Genomic DNA, 21,871 nt, shown 5'->3' on the forward strand with positions numbered 1-21,871 from the left:
CCCCTTTATGTAGCTGAAGTTTCTAAATGCTTCCTGAATACCACATTTCCACGAATCACATCTTTTTCCTGCTGGTTTCTCGCATAGACATCAAATGTAATCATGGATTCCTCGTGACTGACGACATCCGCATGCAGGGTCAGGACGTCGCCGACAAACACCATCCCCTGAAAGCGGATGGAATAATCCTGGATAAATCCATCTTCATAAAAAGGAGTGAACAGCTTGGCAAGACTTCCCATCGTCCACATCCCATGCGCAATCACGCCGGGGAGCCCTGCTTTTTCTGCTTCTTCATCAACCGTATGAATCGGATTATAATCCCCGGATGCCCCGGCATATTTGATTAAATCGAGTCTTGTTACAGCCGGAAGCGTCACCGTCTTCAGCTTATCTCCGGGCTGGACGCCGTCCATTGGGTTCATACGTTCATCCCCTTTCTGACCGCTTCCGTAATGATCACAACCTGTTCTTCTGAAAAAATGAGCCGGCCGTCAATATCTTCGCCATACCGCTTCACTTTAAGAAACCCCATCTCGCCGCTCCGTCCGCTCCGCTCATAATAATCGTCCACCTGGGCGTAACAATAAACATCTTCCCCCACATAGAGAGGGCGGCTGTAGTGATAATGCTGCTCCCCGTGAATCAATCCTTTTTCAGGGAGGTGGAGTCCTTCGATCCCCCCATATTCAAACACCCGCGGAAAGGTAGGCGGAGCAATATTTCGCTGCACCGCTTCTTCATCGATAAACAACGGATGCGGATCCCCGATGGCTTCTGCGAACTTCTTCACTGCCCCACGTTCAACGACGTTCTTTACCGGCGTCGATTTTTTTCCTACCGTTTCTTTAAACACGGACACCTCTCCTTTTTTGTTACGTTCTTGGTCCACCTGCGACGTAGATGACCTGGCCGTTGACAAAAGATGAAGCTTCATCCGCAAAGAAAGCTGCCGTATTTGCTATATCCTCCGGCTTTCCGCTGCGCCCGACAGGAATCTGAGCCACACTAGCCTGGACAAGCTCATCAAAAGTAATCCCGATCCGGGCAGCTGTCGCTTTCGTCATATCGGTTTCAATGAATCCGGGGGCTACCGCGTTGGCGGTCACGCCGTATTTCCCAAGCTCAATCGCCAGCGTCTTCGTAAATCCCTGCAGACCGGCTTTAGCGGTGGCATAGTTCGCCTGACCACGGTTTCCGAGCGCAGAGGTCGAGGAAATGTTCACGATTCGGCCGTACTTCTGTTCCACCATATACGACTGAACGGCTCTGGCTGCATGAAAGGACCCTTTTAAATGGACATCCATTACGGTATCCCAGTCCTCATCTGTCATTTTGTAGAGCATATTGTCACGGATGACACCGGCGTTGTTAATCAGAATATCGACCGATCCAAACCGCTCGTGGGTCTCCTTTACAGCCTTTTCGACTTCTTTGTACTGTGTCACATCCGCTTTTTGGCAGAAGACTTCAAAGCCTTCGTCACGGAATTCTGCCTCCAGTTCCTGAAGCGCTTCCTCATTGACGTCAATAACGGCCACCTTCGCTCCGTTTTCTGCGAAATGGCGGGCTATACCTTTTCCGATACCACGGCTCCCACCGGTGATAAAGGCTGTCCTGTCTTTAAATCTCTCCCTCATCGTATACCTCCTCCATCAACCAATCTTCACATGGCCTTTTAATAGATTTCTGGATATGATCAACCGTTGAATCTCGTCTGTCCCGTCATAAATCCGCCACAGCCTTGCTTCCCTGTACCACCGTTCAATCGGCAGTTCCCGCGTATAGCCCATACCGCCGTGAATCTGTAGAACACGGTCGATCACATTGTTGCCCATGTTCGCTCCGTACAGCTTCGCCATCGATGCGTAGTGCCGGTTATCCTCTCCCTGGTCCAACGTAAAGGCCGCGTTTAATACGAGCCACTTCGCTGCTTCCACCTCCACAGCGGAATCCGCAATCTGCCATTGAATCGCCTGCCGCTCCCCAATCGGCTTTCCGAAGGTTTCGCGTTCGTTCGCATAATCGATGGCCATATTCAGCAGACGCTCTGCTGCACCAACCGCGCGTGCTCCGACGATCCAGCGGGCAAACCCGATCCATTCAAGGCCGAGGTCATACCCATGATCGATCTCACCAAGGATATTTTCCTCCGGAACCCGGACGTTATCAAAAATGAGAGCCGCCGGACCCCATTCGCCCATCGTATGGATGTACTCAGATTCCCAGCCCATCGAACGATCTGCAATGAAACAGGTCACCCCTTTTCGTCCATTCGATTCTTGATGAAGCTCTTTGTTGGTTACCGCAATGACCATGACAAAGTCTGCTTCATTTCCACCGGTGATGAATGTTTTCTCTCCATTGATCACCCAGTCACTGCCATCCTTCACCGCTGTTGTCCGAAGGTTCCTCGTATCCGACCCGGCTCCCGGTTCTGTCATCGCAAAACAGGATTTCTTCTCTCCCTGAATCGTCGGGATTAAGTACGTTTCCTTCTGTTTCTCATTTCCGTAATAGAGAATATTGTCGGCAGAACCGCCAAACTGGAAAGGCACAAACGTTCGTGCGACTTCCATTTGAACGATGGCCAGCATCATCTGCCCTAAATCTGCGCCGCCATAGTCAGCCGGGGTATTGATCCCCCAGAAGCCCGCTTCCTTCGCCTTCTGTTGAAGTTTTTCCATCTTCCCTTCCGGAAGGCTCGGCTTTCCTTCCCGTTCATTACGAAGCACATCGTTTTCCAGAGGTATTAGTTCCTTTTCTACAAATTTACGAATGGTTTTTCTTACCATTTCCTGTTCATCGGTCAAGCGTAAATGCATGTGATCAACCTCTTTCCTCACTGAGAGTCCACATACCTACCGGTGGGTATGTTACTTTTTATATTATTTTAAATTTTCTCAAAATACAACACCTTTCCGAAAATTACTGCAAAAATTATCCATACAAAGGCAGACCCCTCTCCTTCTCCACCAGGGATAAAAGCTTAGGATAACAGGGTCCAAGGAATGTGCTGAAGAATTCAGAGATTTAAACAATAATGGTACTCAATATGTTATAAATATTCTAAAGGAATTTTTTTATAGACAGGAGAAAAATATTTGTTAGAATATAAGATTTTCGGTAATGACCCAAATAAAGAGTACGTATTTTTAATTCACGGTATCGGGGGAAGTGCAAATATCTTCTTCCCTCAGATTAAAAGCTATCGAAATCATTTTAATGTGGTCGCCGTGCATTTAAGAGGACATAAAAAATCTCCAAGCGTTCTTGACGTTGACGATTTTTCATTTACGCGGGGAGCCCGGGATGTTGTCGATGTCCTCGATGATATCGGTATTCACAAAGCCCATATGGTGGGAATATCATTGGGGGCCGTCGTTGTCCATCAAATCCTTGCCATTGCTCCCAAACGTGTCGAAACGGCTGTCCTTGGCGGAGTGATTACGAAAATTACACCACTTCCCAAGCTGTTGCTGCTGATCGGCAGCATGGTCAAAAAGTTTGTGCCGCACATGTGGCTGTATACGATATTTGCTCACATCCTTATGCCACGTAAAAATCATCAGGAATCCAGAAATTCGTTTATTAAAGAGGCGGCCCAAATGAAAAGAAACGAATTCCTCGGCTGGTATGACATCGCTCCGACCGTCAGAGGGACGTTCACAGAAGCCGTCGAGCCATCCGCTCATGTCCCGAAGCTTTACATGATGGGCGAAGGAGATCATATGTTCATCGATCATGTGTTGGAGGATATCTCAGGGCTCCCTAACGCTGACTTTATTGAAGTGAAGGGATCCGGACACGTCGTAAACCTGGATGCTCCCCACACGTTCAACCAATATTCGTTGTCGTTTATGAAGTCTAAAGGGGCTGAGACGGAGGCGCCGGATCACGAGACCGGCAGAAGGCTCCGCTCTTAAAGAACATCATCCTCAACTTCCAAAAATAAGATAGAAATACAGCGGCAAGGTGTCATGACACAAAAATGACACCTTGCCAACCTGTCGGAATCGTTCCTTACCTGGAGACTAACAATACGATTGAAGGATATTTCTTCATTTATGTACATGGGGTTTTGACTAGTTGTTTTGGTAAAACAGAGGAGCAGGAAAACATACTTATCGTAGTAGAATAAGACTGCTTCCTTCAAGGCAGGGAGCATATAGGTGAAGAGGAGGGAGAGCCCAGCCAGAGGCGTTCATTTTCAAACGAGGAGAGAAAATACAGCCCCCGGAGTTTAGGTTCTGGGTGACTGTTATAAAGCGGGTAACTATATTGGAAGAATAAGCTGGCTTAAGATAATCATAAGAAGCAGTATGCCGAATCCCAGCCAACCAAACCCTCTATTTTTCCCATCGGAAAAGGGGGCTTCTTTTAACTCTTTCCAACTTGGATAGAAGAAACTGATAGTCTGGACGACTAAGATGCCAAGCATGACGGAGGCAATCGCCAATACTTTCATATAAAAATGCCCTCCCTCCTTTTCCATATCCTTACTCCCCCCCCCCCTTGAAACCAGAAGCCTCTTATCGCTGTCACGGAAGATAGAGAAGAACGTTAAATAAGAGTAAACGAAGGAAAAAAAGAGGACGTGATACTTTCATCGGAGACTTAGGAGAATAGAAGCTCATTGATTATCTTGTTATTTAACACCAACTCTAAAATGAAGATGTAGTAAAATCATCAAAGGGGACTACAGGATCCTGAGCGATATTTTTCATGTAGACTACGTTTTCCCGAATTTAATAGACAGAAGTACAGTAATGAAGATAAGACGGCAGTTCTCCCCGGACCATCCGATTGTATACGTGCTGAATTTCCAACGTAACCTTTCCCGGCTTCCCTTGCCCTATGACTCTTCGATCAACTTCAACTACCGGCTTAATTCCAACAGCCGTTCCCGTTAAGAAAATTTCATCCGCATCGTATAATTGAAATCTTGCCAAACTCTTTTCATACAGCGGTAACTTCAACTCTCTCCAGTATTTCCGCTACTGTATTACGAGTGACTCCCGGAAGAATGTCATCAGATAAAGGGGGAGTGAAGACTTCATTTCCTTTAACGATGAAAATATTTTCCGTAGCCCCTTCGCTCACATTTCCTTCTTTTGTTAAAAAGACGGCCTCATCATATCCATTCAAAGATGCTTCAAGTATCGCTAATCCCGAATTCATATAACCAGCGGTCGTCTTCGCTTGAGGAGGAATCATATTGCCTCCTATTCTCGTCCAGGAAGAAACCGCCACCTTAAAGGAAGGTTCAGACTTGTATTCTGATTCATCCATGTAGACAGCCAGATGATTAAACGGATCTCTCAGGTCGGGACGTAAGGTATTGCTGTCTTTAAAACAAATCGGACGTATATAAACATCCTGAGTCACCCGGTTGATGATCAGCATCTTTTTTATGATGTACGATAATTCTTCTATGGAATAGGGGATTTTAATAAACAAACTCTCACCAGACTGCTCAAATCTCTTTAAATGATCGTTTAGTCGGAATAATAATAATTGTTCTTGGCCGGAATTCCAAAAAGCTCGGATACCATCTATACAACCCAGGCCATAATTCAAACCTTTATTCTTCACACTAACACTCAGCAAACGATCATCGACAAAGTGGTCTTTATCAAACATTACGGCCATTGAATCCACTCCCTTCCTATCACTATATGCCATGATGCTGCGCGACTATACAAACGAACATGGCTGCCTGCTGTTGGTGCGTATCCAGTTTATAATGGTGTATCAGCAATTGCAGCTACCTTCCCGTTCACTGGAATGTCCGAGCCTTCCCTTCCATAGATTTAGAGAGAAGAAGGGAGGTGGTTTTAATGATTGAGTGGAGTGTTACCATTGCAGCGGTCGGGTTTATTTGTCTCGTCATCTTTTTAATTTTCACTTTACGAAAACTTATGGCAACACTTACGGAAACTAAAGAGACGCTGTCTGACGCTCGAAAATCAGTCAACAGCATTACAGATGAGGCTGAAGAACTGATCCATGAAGCTAACAAAATTTCAACTGATGTAAAAGGGAAAATGGAAGCCGTTGATCCCTTAATTGATTCCGTTCACGATATGGGCGATATGATACATGATGTCACAAGTTCAATAAAACGAACGGCCCTGCAAAAGGAAAACAGGAAAACAAATGATTCAAAAGATAAACAAAAAAGCAAGCCGGTACAAATTAAATTGAAGTAAGCAAAACTATATCGCTGCCTATACATCTATGGATATGATAAGAAGTCAAATGGGAGCCGTATCACGTGCTGCTCATCGCCGGTTTTTGGATTTTCCAAAGTGATCAGGAAGACCAAGTCCATCCACCATTTTCATCCATACAAAAAAACCACGCCGAACCGGCGTGGTTTTTTGATTACGATTTTCCAAATTCTTTTTCAAGCGAGTCCAGAATCTCTTCCAGACTTTTATCTATACTTGCTTCAACAGCGGCAAGATAAGCCCCTTCCAAAATCGGGTGGGAGACAAGTTTGATCTGATCGGACTCTGTGACTTCAATAGCCATTTCGGCATTCATCCGCGCACTGCCGAGATCATAAAAGACGACCGTGCTTTCCGCTTTTTCTGTGACCTTTTCCAAAGCGGTCTGTATCTTTTCAAAGCTTGTCCCAAGTTCTCCCTCATCCGTGCCCCCGGCGGCTTCGATTGGAAGATCACCGACAACCTGATGAATAAGATCTTTCACACCTTCCGCAACCTTCTCACTGTGTGAGACTAATAGAATTCCTACAGTCATCAGCCTTCCTCCTTCAGCGCCTCAGAAAGGCTCGCAAATAAGTAATAGGAGGATACAGCACCAGGGTCCAGATGCCCTTTGGAGCGCTCTTTCAAGTAGGAGGCTCTCCCTTTTGTAGCGGTTAAATCCTTCGTCGCTTCCATGGCCTTCTGAGCGGCTTCTTCCACATTCGCTGCATCAAATCCGCGGCTCTTCACTTCCTCAAGAACAGGAACCCACACATCGAGCATCGTTTTTTCTCCGGTTTCTGCTTTTCCCCGCTGTTTGATTCCGTCAATCGCGGCTTCAAACATGTCCGCAAAAACATTGCCTTCGATGTCTTTCCCTTTAGCCGCCATGGACATTTTCAATAAGGCTGTCCCATATAACGGGCCCGAAGCTCCGCCAACCTTGGACATCACCGTCACAGCGGCCTTTTTCAACACGTCTGCTGATGTCTCAAACGTTTCTGCCTCCACTGCCTTGGCAGCTTCAGCGAATCCTCTTGCCATATTGATTCCGTGATCACCGTCACCAATCTTCCTGTCCAGGGAAGTTAGGTAGTCTTTTTGATCCTGGAGATGCTGATTGTAGTGTGTAATCCATGCTGCCGTTTGATTGACATTCATCTGAAACACTCCTTTATATACGGAAAGCCGGTGCTTGACTAGGGGCATCCAGCAGTTCTTTCAATTGGTCGTCCACTTTCAGAACCGTAATCGAACATCCGGCCATTTCAAGAGATGTCATATATTCCCCTACGAACGTATGAGAAACGGTGACATTCTTCTCGGCCAGAAGTTCATGTACTTTACGGTTCACGATGTAAAGTTCCATTTCCGGTGTCGCTCCCATGCCGTTCACCATGACGGCGACTTCGTCGTTTTCGTTCAATTTGAGTTCAGGAAGAATGCGTTCAACCATCTCGGATGTGATCTCGTCTGCGGTGACGAGCGGCTTTTTCTCAATGCCCGGTTCGCCGTGGATGCCGATTCCCATTTCGATTTCCTTATCGCCAAGTTCAAAGCTTTCTTCCCCCGAAGACGGCATGATGCATGGACGTAGTGCGACACCCATCGTGCGTACGTGTTGAACCACTTTTTCAGCCGTCTGCTTCACTTCTTCAAGGGATGCTCCCGTCTCAGCCAATGCGCCTGCCAGTTTATGAACGAAAACCGTTCCTGCGACTCCACGCCGGCCCGTTGTAAAAGAACTGTCTTCGACGGCAACATCGTCATTAACGACGACTTGATCCACTTGAATCCCTTCGGCTTCGGCGAGTTCAGCAGCCATTTCAAAGTTCATCACATCACCGGTGTAGTTTTTAATAACGAGCAGCACGCCTTTTCCGCTGTCCACAGCTTTGATCGCTTCGAAGACCTGGTCAGGGGTGGGCGATGTGAATACTTCACCGGAAACAGCAGCATCCAGCATGCCTTCCCCGACATAACCGGCGTGGGCCGGTTCATGACCGCTTCCGCCCCCACTGACGATACCGACTTTTCCGGACACGGGTGCATTTTTCCTCGCCACAACGGTTGTATCCTCCACTCTCTTCACGGTCGAAGCATGAGCAGCGACAAACCCATCAAGCATTTCTGTAATCACAAGATTTGGATCGTTGACTAATTTTTTCATCGATTATCCCCTCACTTTATAAGAATGGGCACCTCTGATAATCAGAGGTACCCTTCATTTGATTACTTGAATTTACGTGTCGCTTCCACAGCTTTCTTCCATCCGCTGTAAAGCTCTTCCTGCTCATCAGCACCCATCTGACCTGTAAATGTACGGTCATTATCAGAGTGCTGTTTGATTTCCTCTTTGTCTTTCCAGTAGCCGACAGCCAGTCCTGCCAGGAAGGCAGCACCAAGGGCTGTTGTTTCCTGTACAATTGGACGCTCAACAGGCACACCAAGGATGTCACTTTGGAACTGCATAAGGAAATCGTTCTTCACGGCTCCCCCATCGACGCGCAGGGATTTCAGATCAATGCCGGAGTCAGCAATCATCGCGTCCAGGACATCTTTCGTCTGATAAGCGAGGGACTCAAGTGTGGCACGGATGAAGTGGGCTTTTGTTGTGCCACGTGTCAATCCGAACATCGCACCACGCGCATCACTATCCCAGTATGGTGTCCCAAGACCAACGAAGGCAGGTACAAGATAAACGCCGTCGGAAGACTCTACAGACGTGGCATACCCTTCGGATTCCGGTGCGCTTTCAATCATTTTCAGACCGTCGCGAAGCCACTGAATGGCAGAACCAGCAACGAAAATACTTCCTTCAAGCGCGTATTCCACTTTACCGTCCAAGCCCCAGGCAAGCGTTGTCAATAGACCGTGCTCAGAAGCGACGCCTTCCTCACCTGTGTTCATCAGCATAAAGCAGCCTGTACCATAAGTATTTTTGGCCATGCCTTTTTCAAAGCAGGCTTGTCCGAATAAAGCGGCCTGCTGATCTCCAGCTATACCGGCGATCGGAACTTCGTGACCGAAGAAATGATAATCAACCGTCTGCGCATACACTTCGGAAGAAGGCTTCACTTCCGGCAGCATGGATTTTGGTACGCCAAGGATGTCCAGCAGTTCGTCATCCCACTGCAGGTCATAGATGTTGTACATCAATGTACGGGAAGCGTTGGAATAATCGGTAATGTGCGTTTTGCCACCGGAAAGCTTATAAACCAGCCATGTGTCGATCGTTCCAAACATAAGATCGCCATTCTCCGCTTTTTCTCTCGCTCCGTCGACATGATCAAGAATCCACTTCACTTTCGTTCCCGAGAAGTACGGGTCAAGCAGAAGACCTGTTTTACTGCGGAACAGCTCATTATGACCGGCGGCACGAAGCTCTTTACAGATGTCTTCGGTCTGACGGGACTGCCAGACGACCGCATGATAGATCGGTTTCCCGGTATTCCGGTCCCACACCACTGCCGTTTCACGCTGGTTGGTAATGCCGATTCCGGCAATTTGGGACGGCTCTACATCCGCTTTTCTTAATACATCCGCAATACAGGCAAGAACGGATGTCCAGATTTCGTTCGCATCATGTTCCACCCAGCCCGGCTTCGGGAAGAATTGTTCAAATTCCTTCTGGCCGGTTTCAACGATGTTACCCGCTTTGTTAAAAAGAATGGCTCTTGAGCTTGTCGTTCCCTGATCAATGGATAAGATATACTGTTCTGACATTCAAACCCTCTCCTTTTCGTTTCAGCTGATTTTTTCTTCTACTTGATTACCTAATGTCTTCCCCTTTTTGATCTCTGCATTAGCTGCTCCAATCAGGATAACCGCCATCACGACAGACATTACCCAGAAGCCTGCAGAGAACTCAGACATAAACATGGCCCGGTAGAATAGTGCACCATAGATACCGCCTAAAATCGGTCCCACAACCGGTATCCAGGAGTAACCCCAGTCTGATCCGCCTTTTCCAGGAATCGGAAGCAGTGCATGGGCAATACGGGGGCCAAGGTCACGGGCAGGGTTGATCGCATACCCAGTCGCTCCGCCAAGCGACATACCGATCGCAATGATCAACGCACCCACAATCAGTGGATTCAATCCTTCTGTAAATTCGTTGGCACCGATAAACAGCAGTCCCATAATAAGGACGAATGTTCCAATGATTTCACTGACAAGGTTGGAAAAAGGGCTGCGTACGGCTGGATCAGTAGCAAACACCGCCAGTTTGGCTCCCTGATCTTTCGTTTCTCTCCAGTGCGGCAGATAATTTAAGAATACGATAACTCCACCGATCGCCGCACCAATCATCTGAGCAGTTACGTAAAGGGGCACCTTCGCCCATGGAAATTCTCCAATTGCAGCAAAACTTATCGTTACAGCCGGATTGATGTGAGCACCCGTGAAGCTTCCCACAGCGTACACACCCATCGCAACAGCAAGTCCCCACCCAATGGTGATAACGACCCAGCCGGCTCCTTCTGCTTTTGAATTTTTAAGAACGACCCCTCCAACAACACCGCCACCAAAGATGATCAGAATCATCGTTCCAATCAGTTCAGCTAAGAATTCGGACATGTTGTTCACCTCTTCTTTCTCATTTTTCAAGGGGCATGTGTCCAAAAAAAGACCCGCACTAAGGTGCATACGAATGAGGCTGTATGCAAAATAGTGTGGGTCTCCATATCTCCGCCACATGCTTAACTTGTTACTAATACTATAGCGCTTTCTGAAAACGCTGTCAACATATATTCACAAAAAACAACATAGATTGATAGGATTTTGGTCGGAGGAACCAGGAATATGGTACTACAAATTTTTACCATGGAAATATAATGAAGTTAACGCCGGTATAAAAGGTGCTTCCCTCATAGATAGAAACTACATGATTTTCCGTACCTTCAGGAGCTCCACCCCTTGCCATTCCGCGTAGGAACCGCCTGCACGAGCTGAAGATCCGCCGATAAGCGCAATGACCATTTACGCGCAGCCGAAGCAGGTCCGCGGGAGTTTTTTCCATTAGCTCTGTTATTGCTTGGTGTTGTTATTTAGCATGTGATCTCCTATCCCCCCTTTCTGTCATGGGATTTGGATGAGGCGGCCTTGGGAATGACTCCTCTTCAAAGTAGGGTAGTTAGAAAGGAGACATAACCGAAGTCCGTTACACCACTACGAAAGGGATGGCAGGGAAAACAGGTAGACTCCTGCGGGAAAAAGGAACAAGGGGAGGCCCCGGAGAACGAAGTTCGAGGAGGCTCATCGTTCCCCGCGGAAAGCGGACGGTTTTCCCTGCCATCCCATCCCCTGAGTAAATAACGGACCAGACCCCTGATTCCAGACGGAGACGATTTAGTAATCGTTTAGAATATAAACAACAGACTTTAACAGAGCTTTTCCATTAAAAGAACCCTCCAGTATGGAGGGTTCTTTTAATGGAAAAGCTTATTTGGTGACTTTGTTCTGAAGTTCTTCCTTCGCTTCTGGTCCTACAGCAGCATCGCCGCCGAGAACAGTGACAGAAGAGATATCATGAGTGTACACATACTTCGTTAAGTACGCATCCACTTCTTTCGGAAGATCATCAGGCTGAACGAGCAGGAGCATACCATCTTTACCTGTTACAAGCGGTGCAGATGCAAGAGCATCCGGATAGTTACGTCCGCTTGCAGCAAATAGATTCGCTGCATTCGGCTCGAACTCTTCCAAAATGCTGACGAGCGTGCCGTAACGGTTCGCACCGGACAGGCGCTCCACGGAAACGGCGACTTCTTTCGCCTGGTCAGCGACCTCATCAGAGATGACGCCTGTTCCACCGACCACATAAACGTCTTCGTTTTCAAGGACAGCCAGAGCTTCGTCAGATAGATCCTTGCCGTTTGTCAATACAATCGGCATGCCCTCAGCACCTGCGATGGAAGCGGCACTCAACGCATCCGCATAGTTTTTACCTGTCGCAAGGAATACACCATTTCCTTCAAAACCAAAGTCGTTCTGCAGTTTTTCTACGATCTCAAGGTTTGTGCTGTAACGTGTATCACCGGAAACCCGCTCAATCTGATCAGAAGCAATACTGATCGTGTTCAACTGAGCGAAGACATCAGGAGAAACGACGCCTTCTCCACCGACAAGATAAACGTTTTCTGCACCAAGGCGCTCAATTTCTTTCAGCGCTTCCTTGCTCAGCTTCCCATCTCTGTTTACTGGGATGACCGGCGCTTCTGCAGCAGAAGCCATTGGTCCAGCTGACAAGGCATCCGGGAAGTTATAAGCGGTCGTTACGACAACGGTATCCGCTCCACCATCCGGGTAAAGGTCCTGGGAAATTTCAAGCGCTGTACCTTCACGCGTTTTACCGGAAAGGACATTGACAACGTCCGCATCCGTTGTTACTGGTACAAGGTCGAGCACTTCATCTGTATCGGCATCCACCATGTACAGACCCGCGTAACCTTTGATCGGCTGTTCTGGAGTCGTGATGGAAAGAGGAACGTCTACGGTTTCCCCAACACCAAGTTTAGTAGCTTTGGCATCTGTTGTAACAGAACCTTCGCCTTTTTCATCAGAATCATAAGATAGAAGCTTTTCTTCAGTCATGTTCAGCTTGTAATCAACAGAAGCCGAACCGGTGCCGAAGTAATCCACAGCAATCTGATAGTTTCCATCAGGAAGACCCGTTACAGTGAAAGCTTCATCATTGGAGCTGGAGGCACTGGAGGCGACTTCATCTCCATCTTCGTTGAATAGGAACAGGTCCAGATCAACTGGCTCAGCAGGAGCCACATCTACGCTCAAGGAGACATTGTTCTTGATTTCAACATCAATCAAATCACCATCATTCGGGATTTCGTCGACTTCCTGAGTGACTGTTCCTTCAATGGTTTTGTTGATAGGGCCGCTGAAGCCGACCGTTTCAAACTTCACGTTTGCCGCTTCTTTCATGTAGTTGGTAAAGGATACTTCTTTCTCGAAGGTTTCAGAAGATCCGACTTTACCAAGATCGATGCTGCCCGGCTCACTGACGATATCCTGGGCGACTGCATCTAAGGTGTACTTGTTCATTTCCTTACCTTCTTGAGGAGCAATCGTTCCATAAACATGGACTTCCCATACCCCGGCCTTCGGAGATGGAACAACAACATCCTCGACATCAATGCCGTCGTAGCCGGCATATCCGACAAACTCATTTACCTGTGTGCCATCTGGATTAAACACCAGCATACGGACACGGCCTTGGAACTCTCCGCTTTCCTTCAGAGCGTTCAAGGAGAAACGCAGCTCACTTACACCGGAATCAACGTCGAAGGTGTAGCCTTTCGTCTGGGAAGACTGCACTTCGTCTGTCGTTCTGAAGCGGTGTTTGTTTTCTTTCGTGAACTCATAGCCCGTGATGATCGTCTGGGCACTTCTAGCTTCGACATAAGGTGTGGAAGCATCATCAATGATTAAGTTCCCTGCGTTCACACCCGTTTCAAGCTTGGATGCATCGTACTCGACATCGATATACTCATATTCGCCTGCACCGAGTTTGACTTCATCAACCGATGGCGTAAACCAGTCATGGGAGGCGGAAACATCAAGAGTCTTGGCTTGATCAGAAGTGTTTTCAATCAACACTTCCACGGTTTCTGGAATCTCCTTGTTGCGCACATACAATCCAGGTCCGCCGGAGATTTTCTCCCCGTGGAAGACCGTTACATCGACATTTTCCACATCATTGACAAAGTTATCTCTCATGTACTCGTAGGCAGCTGGAACATTGATCAGTCCCTGACCTTCCTGAGCACGGTTGTAACCGTCCAGTTTATCCGCTGTCTGTACGAGTGCTTCGCGGGCCAGTTCATAATCAAATGGCAGACGGTCTTTTTCTGCAGCTGATTTCAGCAATGCTACAGCCCCGGCTACATGCGGTGCTGACATACTCGTTCCCTGGAGGACATCATAAGCATGGCCTTCCGGGAATTGGTGGACAGGCTGAGCCGCATAGGCAGAACCAGGCGCTACGATATCCGGCTTCTGATCTCCGGCTTCATTCGGTCCTACAGAGGAGAAGTACCAGAGGCCATCCCCTTCAAGCGGATTGCCGTCTTCATCTTTACCATAAGGATAGGCACCATATTCCTTCGCCCACATCTGCTCATCAATATGTGCACCAACAGAAATGACGCTGGCTACGTCCCCAGGTGAACCGACCGTATCAATTCCAGGTCCGCTGTTCCCCGCAGATGTAACAAAAACGATATCGTATTGGTCGCTGAGCAGTGTCATCAACTCGCCGTAACTTCCGCCGCCATCATTCAAGTCCGGCAGAGAGCCAAGGCTCAAGTTGGCAACATCGACACCGTATCCACCTTTAGATTCAGGCAGGGCAGCATCAATCATCGCGCGTTGAATACTCCACGTATAAGCTCCGCCTTCTTCTTTGAACACACGAAGACCGACAAGCTCAGCTTCCGGAGCCACACCTTCACCGGCGATCGCTCCTGTAGCGTTGGATTTCAGAGGCCCATTAGCTGCAGAAATTCCGGCAACGTGGGAACCGTGACCGTTGAAGTCTGTAAACAAGTTGACCTTCTTCACAGCATCGAATTCCTGAGTTTCATTGTTTAATAGTTTTTGCTCTTCCAAATTGTTCACACGGAAGTTGGCACCGGCTACATCATCCGTAGGGTCGATATCAAAAGTACCCGTTTCGCCTTCTTTATAGGCCGTCTCATCTGTAAAATCAAAATCAAAGTCTGTATCCACATAGACTTCATCCCCTGCTAGAAGGACAGGGAACCAGTCGCCGAAGGTTTCTCCAGACTCACCATCGCCGTTAAGGTCGGCCTTGGCTTCGAACCAGGTTTCTCCGTAATACAATTTATCATCGGAAGAGTCGATCCCCTCGGTCTTGAAAATGCCTTCGTAGATCGTGTCTCCTTCTTCAAACTCATCAAAGAAAGGAACATCCCCTTCCGCCAGATAATTGGCGTTCTGTCCTGTATATTCCTTGTAGCTGGAATAACGCTCCTCAGCGGCGTAAGGACGGTCTATGAATTCGTTGGAAATCGTATAGTCTCTGACGTCTGTAATGTGGGAATCCCCATATTTTCTCGTTTCCTCAAATACTTCCTCAGAAGTTTCATCCGACTCTTCATCAACTACCGGAAGATCTGTGAAGGATTCGTGTCCTGGATCTGGACCAGAGTCGATGATTCCAATACGGACACCTTCACCGCTGAATTTATCGTGGAAACCATCAACGCCTGTAGATGGATGGGTCTCCAGCTGATCCGGGTCAACAACTGCATCTTTATCCACCTGGTCCTGGCCGTCCGTATTCAATTCATCAGGATTGACCGGTGCAAGTTCAAGCTCTTGGTTCTCCCCAACCGTACGAACCGAATCAAGCTTTACGATATCCAGAATTTTATTGGTCGGCACTTCAGCCAGATAGCCATAGTTTTTATGGTTTTGGATGACTTTGACGCCCAGCTTCTCCAACTGTTTTGTCGCATCCGTTTTCCCGTCACCGATTATGACCAGCTCTTGTTTTGATTCCGAGCTGTTAGCGAGGGAAACGACTTCATCATAATTCATTAACGTGTTAAAAGATTTCGCAGCTTTTGTTTCTGCCTGAACCCCTGTTGTTCCATATGTACCAATCCCGGCAAACGAAGACGCAACGATAGCTGCACTGGCTAACACCGATAATGCTTTCTTCTTCACGTTCTTTTTGTTTTTCTCAGCCACCAAAGTAAATGACCTCCCTATGATATTGGTCCAACAATAAGAATTTCTATGCCTCCTTTTTTTCATAAATATTTCAAAATATTACAAATTAGATTGTACGTTATCCTCCGAATATCGTCAATGAATATTCGCTCAATTTAGAATATTTGTGACAAATAAAAAACCCGGTGATTTCACCGGGTTCGGCCATTCTTCCTATGAAAAATCATGCACATGAACGAGTCATGTCAAATAAGGTCCGAGATGAACAGAGGGGTGGTTCCCTCTTCTTTTTGAAAACCAAGTTTTCCATAAAACTCCACCACGTCCGGGTAGGCGATCAGCACCTTCGTCCGGCATGTTTGGTATCGATCCAGCATGTGGTCCATCATGACTTTCCCAATACCTCTGCCCTGGTACTCCGGATGGATCAGCATGTAATGAAAATAAACCGTCAATGCACCATCAGACAACGCATTCACCAAACCAATCAACCGCCTGCCGTCCCAGGCTGTCATCACGGAATGTGATCCCTGAATCGCTAGTAACAGTTCATCAGTATAGCTGTCTGAGTCCCATTCCACAGAGGTGAATAACGTCTGCAGATCATCCCGGGTGATGTTCCCTGTCGTTGAAGCATAGGAGATTTCCATACAAAAACTCCTTTCCTGAAGATTTCCGAATTTCCTCCCGTACCTTTGTCCTACGAAAGAATCTGCAGGAGGAACTTATTCCTCCAAAGAAAACGGACTTTCTTCCTATTATAAATTACCGGTAAAAAATATCATCGATTTCCCACGCATGCTCTGCAGGTACAGGCTGCGTCCCTCCAATCATGTAATAACTGGAACGTTCATCGAACCTCCGGATGCTTTCAGCTGTTACAGGTGCATACCTCTCGTTCGTCAAAATAACCGGACTTTCCGTTTTCACGGCCAGAGGAGCAGCTGCCATCGCGTCCGGGAAGTTCTGTCCAGTTGTAAAATAGAGCGTACCGGCAGAAGGAGAGCCAAAGGTCTTGTGCATCGCCTTGTTCGTCTCATATCGATTTTTTCCTGAAACCCTTAGTGGATTGGCATCGGGAAGGGCTGTGGCGACCTTTTCAGAAATTGGCTGGGTCCCACCGACAATATAATTCTTTGTAATGCCTTCTTCTTCCATATATGTTTGGACAGCCTCTGGAATTTCACCCTGCTTCACATATAAAATCGGATACTGCTTTATTCCGCTGTACGCCGATGCCGATAAAGCATCAGGGAATTCCTGACCTGAAACAACGAAACCTTTGTTTGTATCATAAGGAATGGATTCATTGACAGCTACAGCCGTCTCATACCTGTCCGCTCCCTTAATCCTGTGGACGTCATAGCCTGATTTTTCAACATCGTCCTCCACTCCAGAAGGAACGGCCACTTCTCCTCCGATAATGATGACGTCGGTCGCGTCCAACCGCTTCAATTCATCTTTAATCGACTGGGAGAGTTCACTGCGGCGTTCTAAGAGAACAGGGCTGTCCAGATAAGAAGCAAGCGGTGATGCAGCCAGACTATCAGGAAAATCCTTTCCTGTAGCGAGAATCACGAATTTCCCCTGCTCCTTTTTTCCGTCGATGGTCAACGTCTCTTCTTGTAGAGCGTCCCATCCTTTTTCAGAAATGGCTGTCGATGTTTCAACGGAAGTCGCTCCAGATATCCGTCGATAATCCCGAACCTGGTCAAGCGTTTTCCCGGCATCAATCATCCCTTCTCCAAGCTCGTACGTACTGGAAGCAGGTTCTGCTGCATTGACAATCAACCGCTGCACCTGTCCAGCCTTTAAATAAGGAGCGTGGTTTTCAACTAAGGCCGCAAGACCACTCACATGACCGGAGGACATGCTTGTTCCCCCCATGCTCGTATACCCATTGTCCAGGTAGGTACTATAAAGGTCTGTTCCCGGAGTGATGACATCAACTTCAGGGCCATAATTGGAAAAAGAAGCTTTTTCTTTTTCTTCGAGGTCATAACTTCCGACAGAAATCACCGGATCCAAAGCCGCGGGGTACAACGCTTTTTCGCGATCATCGTTCCCCGCGGCAGCCACGACGAGGACGCCTTCCTGTTGAGCAAATGCAATGGCATCGGCCAGTGCCGTCCGGTAGACATACGTTCCAAGGCTTAGGTTGATGATATCTACGCCTTGTTCTACAGCGTAGTCAATTCCTTCAATTACGTCGGACAAATTCCCGGACTTAGCCTCCATCACTTTCACAGGCATCATCTGTACATCTCCCGTGGATAAGGATGAAACGCCGAGATTATTATTTGTAGCCGCACCGATCAAACCGGCAACATGGGTTCCATGGCCGAAGGTATCTTCCGGGTCCTTTGATGGTTCGAGGATATTCGTCCCCTCGACTAATCTGCCCTTTAGATCCGGGTGCTTGAGGCTCACTCCGGAATCAATGACCGCAACGACCGGGTCCTTTCCTCTTACCTTTGCATAAGTCGTCCAGGCTTCTTCCGCATTCACAGCATCAAAAGTCTCTTTCTGATTAAGGTAATAGGGATCGTCAGGAATGTCTCCCTGGGCATACACTTTTACATCTGTTTCGATGTATTCCACATCAGGATCCTTCGCCAGTTCCTTTTGTTTCTCAGCGACTTGTTCTTTATCAACTGGTACTACATCCACCGGGAAAGACTGCCCCCCTGACTGTGAGGTGACGTTATCTTTATATTTTACGATCAGGTGAACCTGTTCTCCCTCCTCAGCATGGATCACTGGAATCATTAAACTGAACATCATAAAGAAGACTGCGGCTGCAATGATCGATCGTACGAAGTTCCCGTTCATATATGTACTCCTTTTTATGTAGTAGAGAATACGGGACTGGTTCTAGTCCGATGCCCGTATCCTCCTTTTAGTTTACATGGGGCTGCAGTTTTTTTAAATATTGACTTTGTACCCATCCTTATGGACCTTGACGTTGATCAGGCATAAAGAAAACGCTGGATTTGAAATACCCAGCGTTTACGATTGAAATGGGAAAATCCCAAGTGTCTTTTTCGTTTTCATCCGTTCCGGTGGATCAGTATAAACCATCTCCCCATCAAGGAGTACATGCGCATTCTCCATAAACTGATACATCACATCAGAACCAAATGATTTCTGAACCTTATCATACGCCTGCCTTAAGAAAGAGCCTCTTTTCTTATCATCTACAGCATGGGAAGCAACCACATGCGCCAAATTATGACGGATCATCTGCATCGCAAGCTTCTGGGAAGGTTTTCCCCGTTTATTCGCTAAGCTTGCCGCTGAAATTTGAGTCACGGCACCATTTTTCACAAATTGGTACAGCAGATCCGGCTGCTGCTGGAACACCTGATTCTGTTCAGGATGAACGATGACAGGAATAAACCCTTCCATCTGCATATCATACAGAACCTGCTTGGCATAATGTGGGACGTCCTTGTTAGAGAACACCACGTAAATGTATGGGGTCTTTTCATTCATCGGGAGAATGGAACCATTTTTAAGATCATCGACAAGTTCACCGTAGATCTTCACCTCATGTCCTGGGAGTATATGGAGTTCAATCCCTTGATCGAACAATTCCCTGTTTAACTCTTCGCATTGGTTTTTAACTGCTCTTGGACTCTGCTCAGGATGGAATCTTGGAGCGGCTACAATCGTTTCTACACCCTGTTCAGCAGCTTTTTGGGCCATCGCCAGGCTCCCCTGCATCGACTCCGGTCCATCACCAGTACCCGGAAGGATTTTGCAGTTCAAATCAATCATACCTCTCACCTCTCTGCGTTTTATAGAAGAATCCTTCTTTAAAGGAAACAAATGGATAAAAAATAAAAGAAGCTGAAGGCTTCCCCGGACGTTCATTATTGAGAACTATATCCAGTATAATACAGACGTCCTCCTGGAATAAAGGGGGATTTTGCTTTATTTTAAACGTCATTCTCCTTAAATTATGGATCTTCCCCACTATAGAGGTCTATATCTCTATATTACTTTATATATCTTCCATTTTTGTTTTAATGTAGAAATGATAAATTTCATAGAATTTCCAAAAAAAAGATATGTTCTGTATTCTTATCCCTATTTCTCAATCGAGAACATATGAGATATTATCTATACAGAAAAAACGACATATAATAAGGATTAAACTGCTCCCATAGCTTTCAAATTCCCTGTGGAGTGTGGACGAGCGAACCTGCAGCCATATAATATGAGTCTAAATGTTCATTATTCCAGAGTATCTTCCATCTTCAGATATACTTCTTGTAATCTTTTGTAATTTGTTGTACGTTCTTTATAAAGAATATGTCTGAGGGAGGAGGTCGAATTGCCTCAAAAAATCCTCCTGTTCCTATGGATAGTCCTGGCATTTCCATTCGCTGTCTCTGCCCAGGAGGAACAAGGAATAAAAGAACCGCCTTTTGTAACCGTCGTCTATTCGTCAGATCAGGGGGAATCTGATCCGAACATCCAGAAGCTTGATTTTCTCATCAGTCATTTTACAACCAAGCAGGAATGGATGGATGCCGGAGAATTAAAACCGGAAGATCTTGAAAAAACAACGCATCTTTTATATTTCGGAGCTGTTCAGCGTTCTCTTTCCAACTCCACTCGAAGAGCCATTGATCAATTCAATGGGATCAAGACAGCTTTTGGCTATAATGCTGATCAGCTGGAAGGGTTTGATTTTTATCAATATACCGGGGGTAAGCGGTTGGCAACCGAATTATCCGGTCCCTTCACAGAAGAGAAACTCCCTCTTACAGAAGCTCAGCAGGTATTGGATATCGAGGTTTCAGATGCCGGGAAAATCTGGTTGTATGGGGAATACAAGGGGGCGTCATTTCCCCTGCTCATTCAAGCATCCTCCCATTATTATTACGGGGATACCGATATCTCCTATTCAGATTCCATTGCACTGAGTGAAGTGTTTCATGAAATTTTCGGCATGCCCCATTCAGAGATCCACCCTGGTTTTCTACGATTGGAAGATGTTAACCCGACCCTCGATCCATCCCTGCTTATGGATTGTGCCGATTTTTTATTCTCTCAGGATATCCCTTTTATGGTATCGGTCACACCCGTTTACAAAAACCCGGAGGCAGGGGAAACCTATTACCTTGAGGATGCTCCCCAGCTTATTGAAGCTCTGCAGACCATTCAGAATAAAGGAGCTGTCATCGTCCTGCATGGGTATACCGATCAACACGGGGAAGGAGTGTCCGGAGACGGGTTTGAGTTTTCACCAGAAGAAAACGAGCAGATGAATGAAGAAAATCTCATACAGACGCTGAACAATAAACTGCAGAAAGGCATCCATCAACTCGCTGCACACAACCTGGTCCCTTATGGATTTGAGTCGTCCCACTACAGCCTCACGAAGGAGGGATATCGGACGGTCTCCCGTTATTTCCCTATATACATTGGACAGGTGCAGCTATCTGATTCCAATTGGATGGTAATGGAAGAGTCACCGGTACTGACCAAGCCTGATATGCTAAATAACATGACATTTATTCCAGAGACTCTTCGATATCAGGAAGATGGTAACACTTCTTCTATAGACGATATGATGGAACGGGCGTCCCGCCTTCAGTTTACGAGAGACAGTGTGATGAGTGCTTTTTACCACCCTTATATGGGAGTCGACGGATTGAAGGAGATGATCCAGGAATTGAACACAATTCCTGGACTCGTGTGGCAGGGGCTTCCGGTGAATCCTCAAAAAGAAGAGGAGTGGCTGGGGGAAGACAAAAAAGAACCGCAAGTGGAAAAACCCGCAGAAACACCTGCATTAAATAAACGGGAGGTTACATTTACTATGGAATGGTTACCCATTATTACCGGGATCAGTCTTTCAAGTATAGTCATCGGTATGTCGTATATGATATCGATTAGAAAACGACGGGAAGATGAGTTTTAACATACCC

At 46.9% G+C, this 21,871-nt stretch carries 19 protein-coding genes; 3 read left to right on the forward strand and 16 right to left on the reverse strand.

Annotation, left to right across the window (positions count from 1 at the left end; translation table 11 throughout):
• Nucleotides 1-5: 5 nt before the first annotated feature.
• Genes ACXAGL_RS03595 through ACXAGL_RS03610 form a run of 4 tightly spaced genes read right to left on the reverse strand, consistent with a single transcriptional unit; the run spans nt 6 to nt 2,825 of the window.
• Entirely contained in the window at nt 6-425 is a 420-nt protein-coding gene (locus ACXAGL_RS03595; protein ID WP_474970986.1) for a MaoC/PaaZ C-terminal domain-containing protein, read from the reverse strand.
• On the reverse strand, nt 422-856 hold the full coding sequence (locus ACXAGL_RS03600) for a MaoC family dehydratase N-terminal domain-containing protein (protein WP_474969537.1): 435 nt from the start codon (nt 854-856) through the stop codon (nt 422-424). Before ACXAGL_RS03600 ends, ACXAGL_RS03595 begins: the two co-directional genes overlap by 4 nt.
• A gap of 19 nt (nt 857-875) precedes the next feature.
• A complete protein-coding gene (gene fabG, locus ACXAGL_RS03605) occupies nt 876-1,640 on the reverse strand; it encodes a 3-oxoacyl-ACP reductase FabG (RefSeq protein WP_474989868.1) in 765 nt (254 codons plus the stop codon).
• A 15-nt stretch (nt 1,641-1,655) separates the two neighbouring features.
• The gene (locus tag ACXAGL_RS03610) at nt 1,656-2,825 is read right to left on the reverse strand and encodes an acyl-CoA dehydrogenase family protein (protein WP_474989870.1); all 1,170 of its coding nucleotides are present in this window, start codon (nt 2,823-2,825) and stop codon (nt 1,656-1,658) included.
• Between the two features lie 279 nt (nt 2,826-3,104).
• Here ACXAGL_RS03610 and ACXAGL_RS03615 point away from each other — a divergent pair, with 279 nt between their 5' ends.
• Nucleotides 3,105-3,926, forward strand: coding sequence for an alpha/beta fold hydrolase (locus ACXAGL_RS03615; protein WP_474989872.1), 822 nt, complete (start codon nt 3,105-3,107; stop codon nt 3,924-3,926).
• 350 nt (nt 3,927-4,276) lie between these two features.
• On the opposite strand, the gene ACXAGL_RS03620 is transcribed toward ACXAGL_RS03615, so the two are convergent.
• The 3 genes from ACXAGL_RS03620 to ACXAGL_RS03630 form a co-directional block, all read right to left on the reverse strand.
• The gene (locus ACXAGL_RS03620) at nt 4,277-4,495 is read right to left on the reverse strand and encodes a hypothetical protein (RefSeq protein ID WP_474969540.1); all 219 of its coding nucleotides are present in this window, start codon (nt 4,493-4,495) and stop codon (nt 4,277-4,279) included.
• 253 nt (nt 4,496-4,748) lie between these two features.
• Nucleotides 4,749-4,952, reverse strand: a complete 204-nt coding sequence (locus ACXAGL_RS03625; protein ID WP_474989874.1) for a hypothetical protein — start codon at nt 4,950-4,952, stop codon at nt 4,749-4,751.
• Nucleotides 4,953-4,959: 7 nt separating this feature from the next.
• Nucleotides 4,960-5,652 carry an aminotransferase class IV gene (locus tag ACXAGL_RS03630; protein WP_474989876.1) on the reverse strand — a complete coding sequence of 231 codons (693 nt, stop codon included), beginning with the start codon at nt 5,650-5,652 and terminating at the stop codon, nt 4,960-4,962.
• Nucleotides 5,653-5,840: 188 nt separating this feature from the next.
• Here ACXAGL_RS03630 and ACXAGL_RS03635 point away from each other — a divergent pair, with 188 nt between their 5' ends.
• Nucleotides 5,841-6,212, forward strand: coding sequence for a DUF948 domain-containing protein (locus tag ACXAGL_RS03635; RefSeq protein ID WP_474969542.1), 372 nt, complete (start codon nt 5,841-5,843; stop codon nt 6,210-6,212).
• Between the two features lie 175 nt (nt 6,213-6,387).
• Here ACXAGL_RS03635 and dhaM read toward each other — a convergent pair whose 3' ends face one another.
• From dhaM to ACXAGL_RS03680, 9 genes are all read right to left on the reverse strand, one after another.
• Nucleotides 6,388-6,768, reverse strand: coding sequence for a dihydroxyacetone kinase phosphoryl donor subunit DhaM (gene dhaM / locus ACXAGL_RS03640; protein WP_474969543.1), 381 nt, complete (start codon nt 6,766-6,768; stop codon nt 6,388-6,390).
• Nucleotides 6,768-7,376 (reverse strand): dihydroxyacetone kinase subunit DhaL, encoded by a 609-nt coding sequence (gene dhaL / locus ACXAGL_RS03645; RefSeq protein WP_474969544.1) that lies wholly within the window; start codon nt 7,374-7,376, stop codon nt 6,768-6,770. Before dhaL ends, dhaM begins: the two co-directional genes overlap by 1 nt.
• A 13-nt stretch (nt 7,377-7,389) precedes the next feature.
• Entirely contained in the window at nt 7,390-8,385 is a 996-nt protein-coding gene (dhaK, locus tag ACXAGL_RS03650; protein ID WP_474989879.1) for a dihydroxyacetone kinase subunit DhaK, read from the reverse strand.
• A 62-nt stretch (nt 8,386-8,447) separates the two neighbouring features.
• Complete coding sequence (gene glpK / locus ACXAGL_RS03655; protein WP_474970979.1) at nt 8,448-9,941, reverse strand: glycerol kinase GlpK; 1,494 nt, start codon at nt 9,939-9,941, stop codon at nt 8,448-8,450.
• Nucleotides 9,942-9,962: 21 nt separating this feature from the next.
• Nucleotides 9,963-10,913 (reverse strand): MIP/aquaporin family protein, encoded by a 951-nt coding sequence (locus ACXAGL_RS03660; protein ID WP_474989881.1) that lies wholly within the window; start codon nt 10,911-10,913, stop codon nt 9,963-9,965.
• 744 nt (nt 10,914-11,657) lie between these two features.
• Nucleotides 11,658-15,947, reverse strand: a complete 4,290-nt coding sequence (locus ACXAGL_RS03665) for a cell wall-binding repeat-containing protein (protein ID WP_474989883.1) — start codon at nt 15,945-15,947, stop codon at nt 11,658-11,660.
• 227 nt (nt 15,948-16,174) lie between these two features.
• A complete protein-coding gene (locus ACXAGL_RS03670) occupies nt 16,175-16,579 on the reverse strand; it encodes a GNAT family N-acetyltransferase (RefSeq protein ID WP_474989885.1) in 405 nt (134 codons plus the stop codon).
• 115 nt (nt 16,580-16,694) lie between these two features.
• Nucleotides 16,695-18,761: a S8 family serine peptidase gene (locus ACXAGL_RS03675; protein ID WP_474989887.1), complete on the reverse strand. Its 2,067-nt coding sequence runs from the start codon at nt 18,759-18,761 to the stop codon at nt 16,695-16,697.
• Between the two features lie 177 nt (nt 18,762-18,938).
• Nucleotides 18,939-19,709 carry a tyrosine-protein phosphatase gene (locus ACXAGL_RS03680; RefSeq protein WP_474970974.1) on the reverse strand — a complete coding sequence of 257 codons (771 nt, stop codon included), beginning with the start codon at nt 19,707-19,709 and terminating at the stop codon, nt 18,939-18,941.
• A gap of 559 nt (nt 19,710-20,268) precedes the next feature.
• Here ACXAGL_RS03680 and ACXAGL_RS03685 point away from each other — a divergent pair.
• Nucleotides 20,269-21,864, forward strand: a complete 1,596-nt coding sequence (locus ACXAGL_RS03685) for a DUF2334 domain-containing protein (protein ID WP_474969552.1) — start codon at nt 20,269-20,271, stop codon at nt 21,862-21,864.
• Nucleotides 21,865-21,871: the final 7 nt, after the last annotated feature.

This window comes from Halobacillus sp. ABA4_118, from assembly GCF_056160205.1.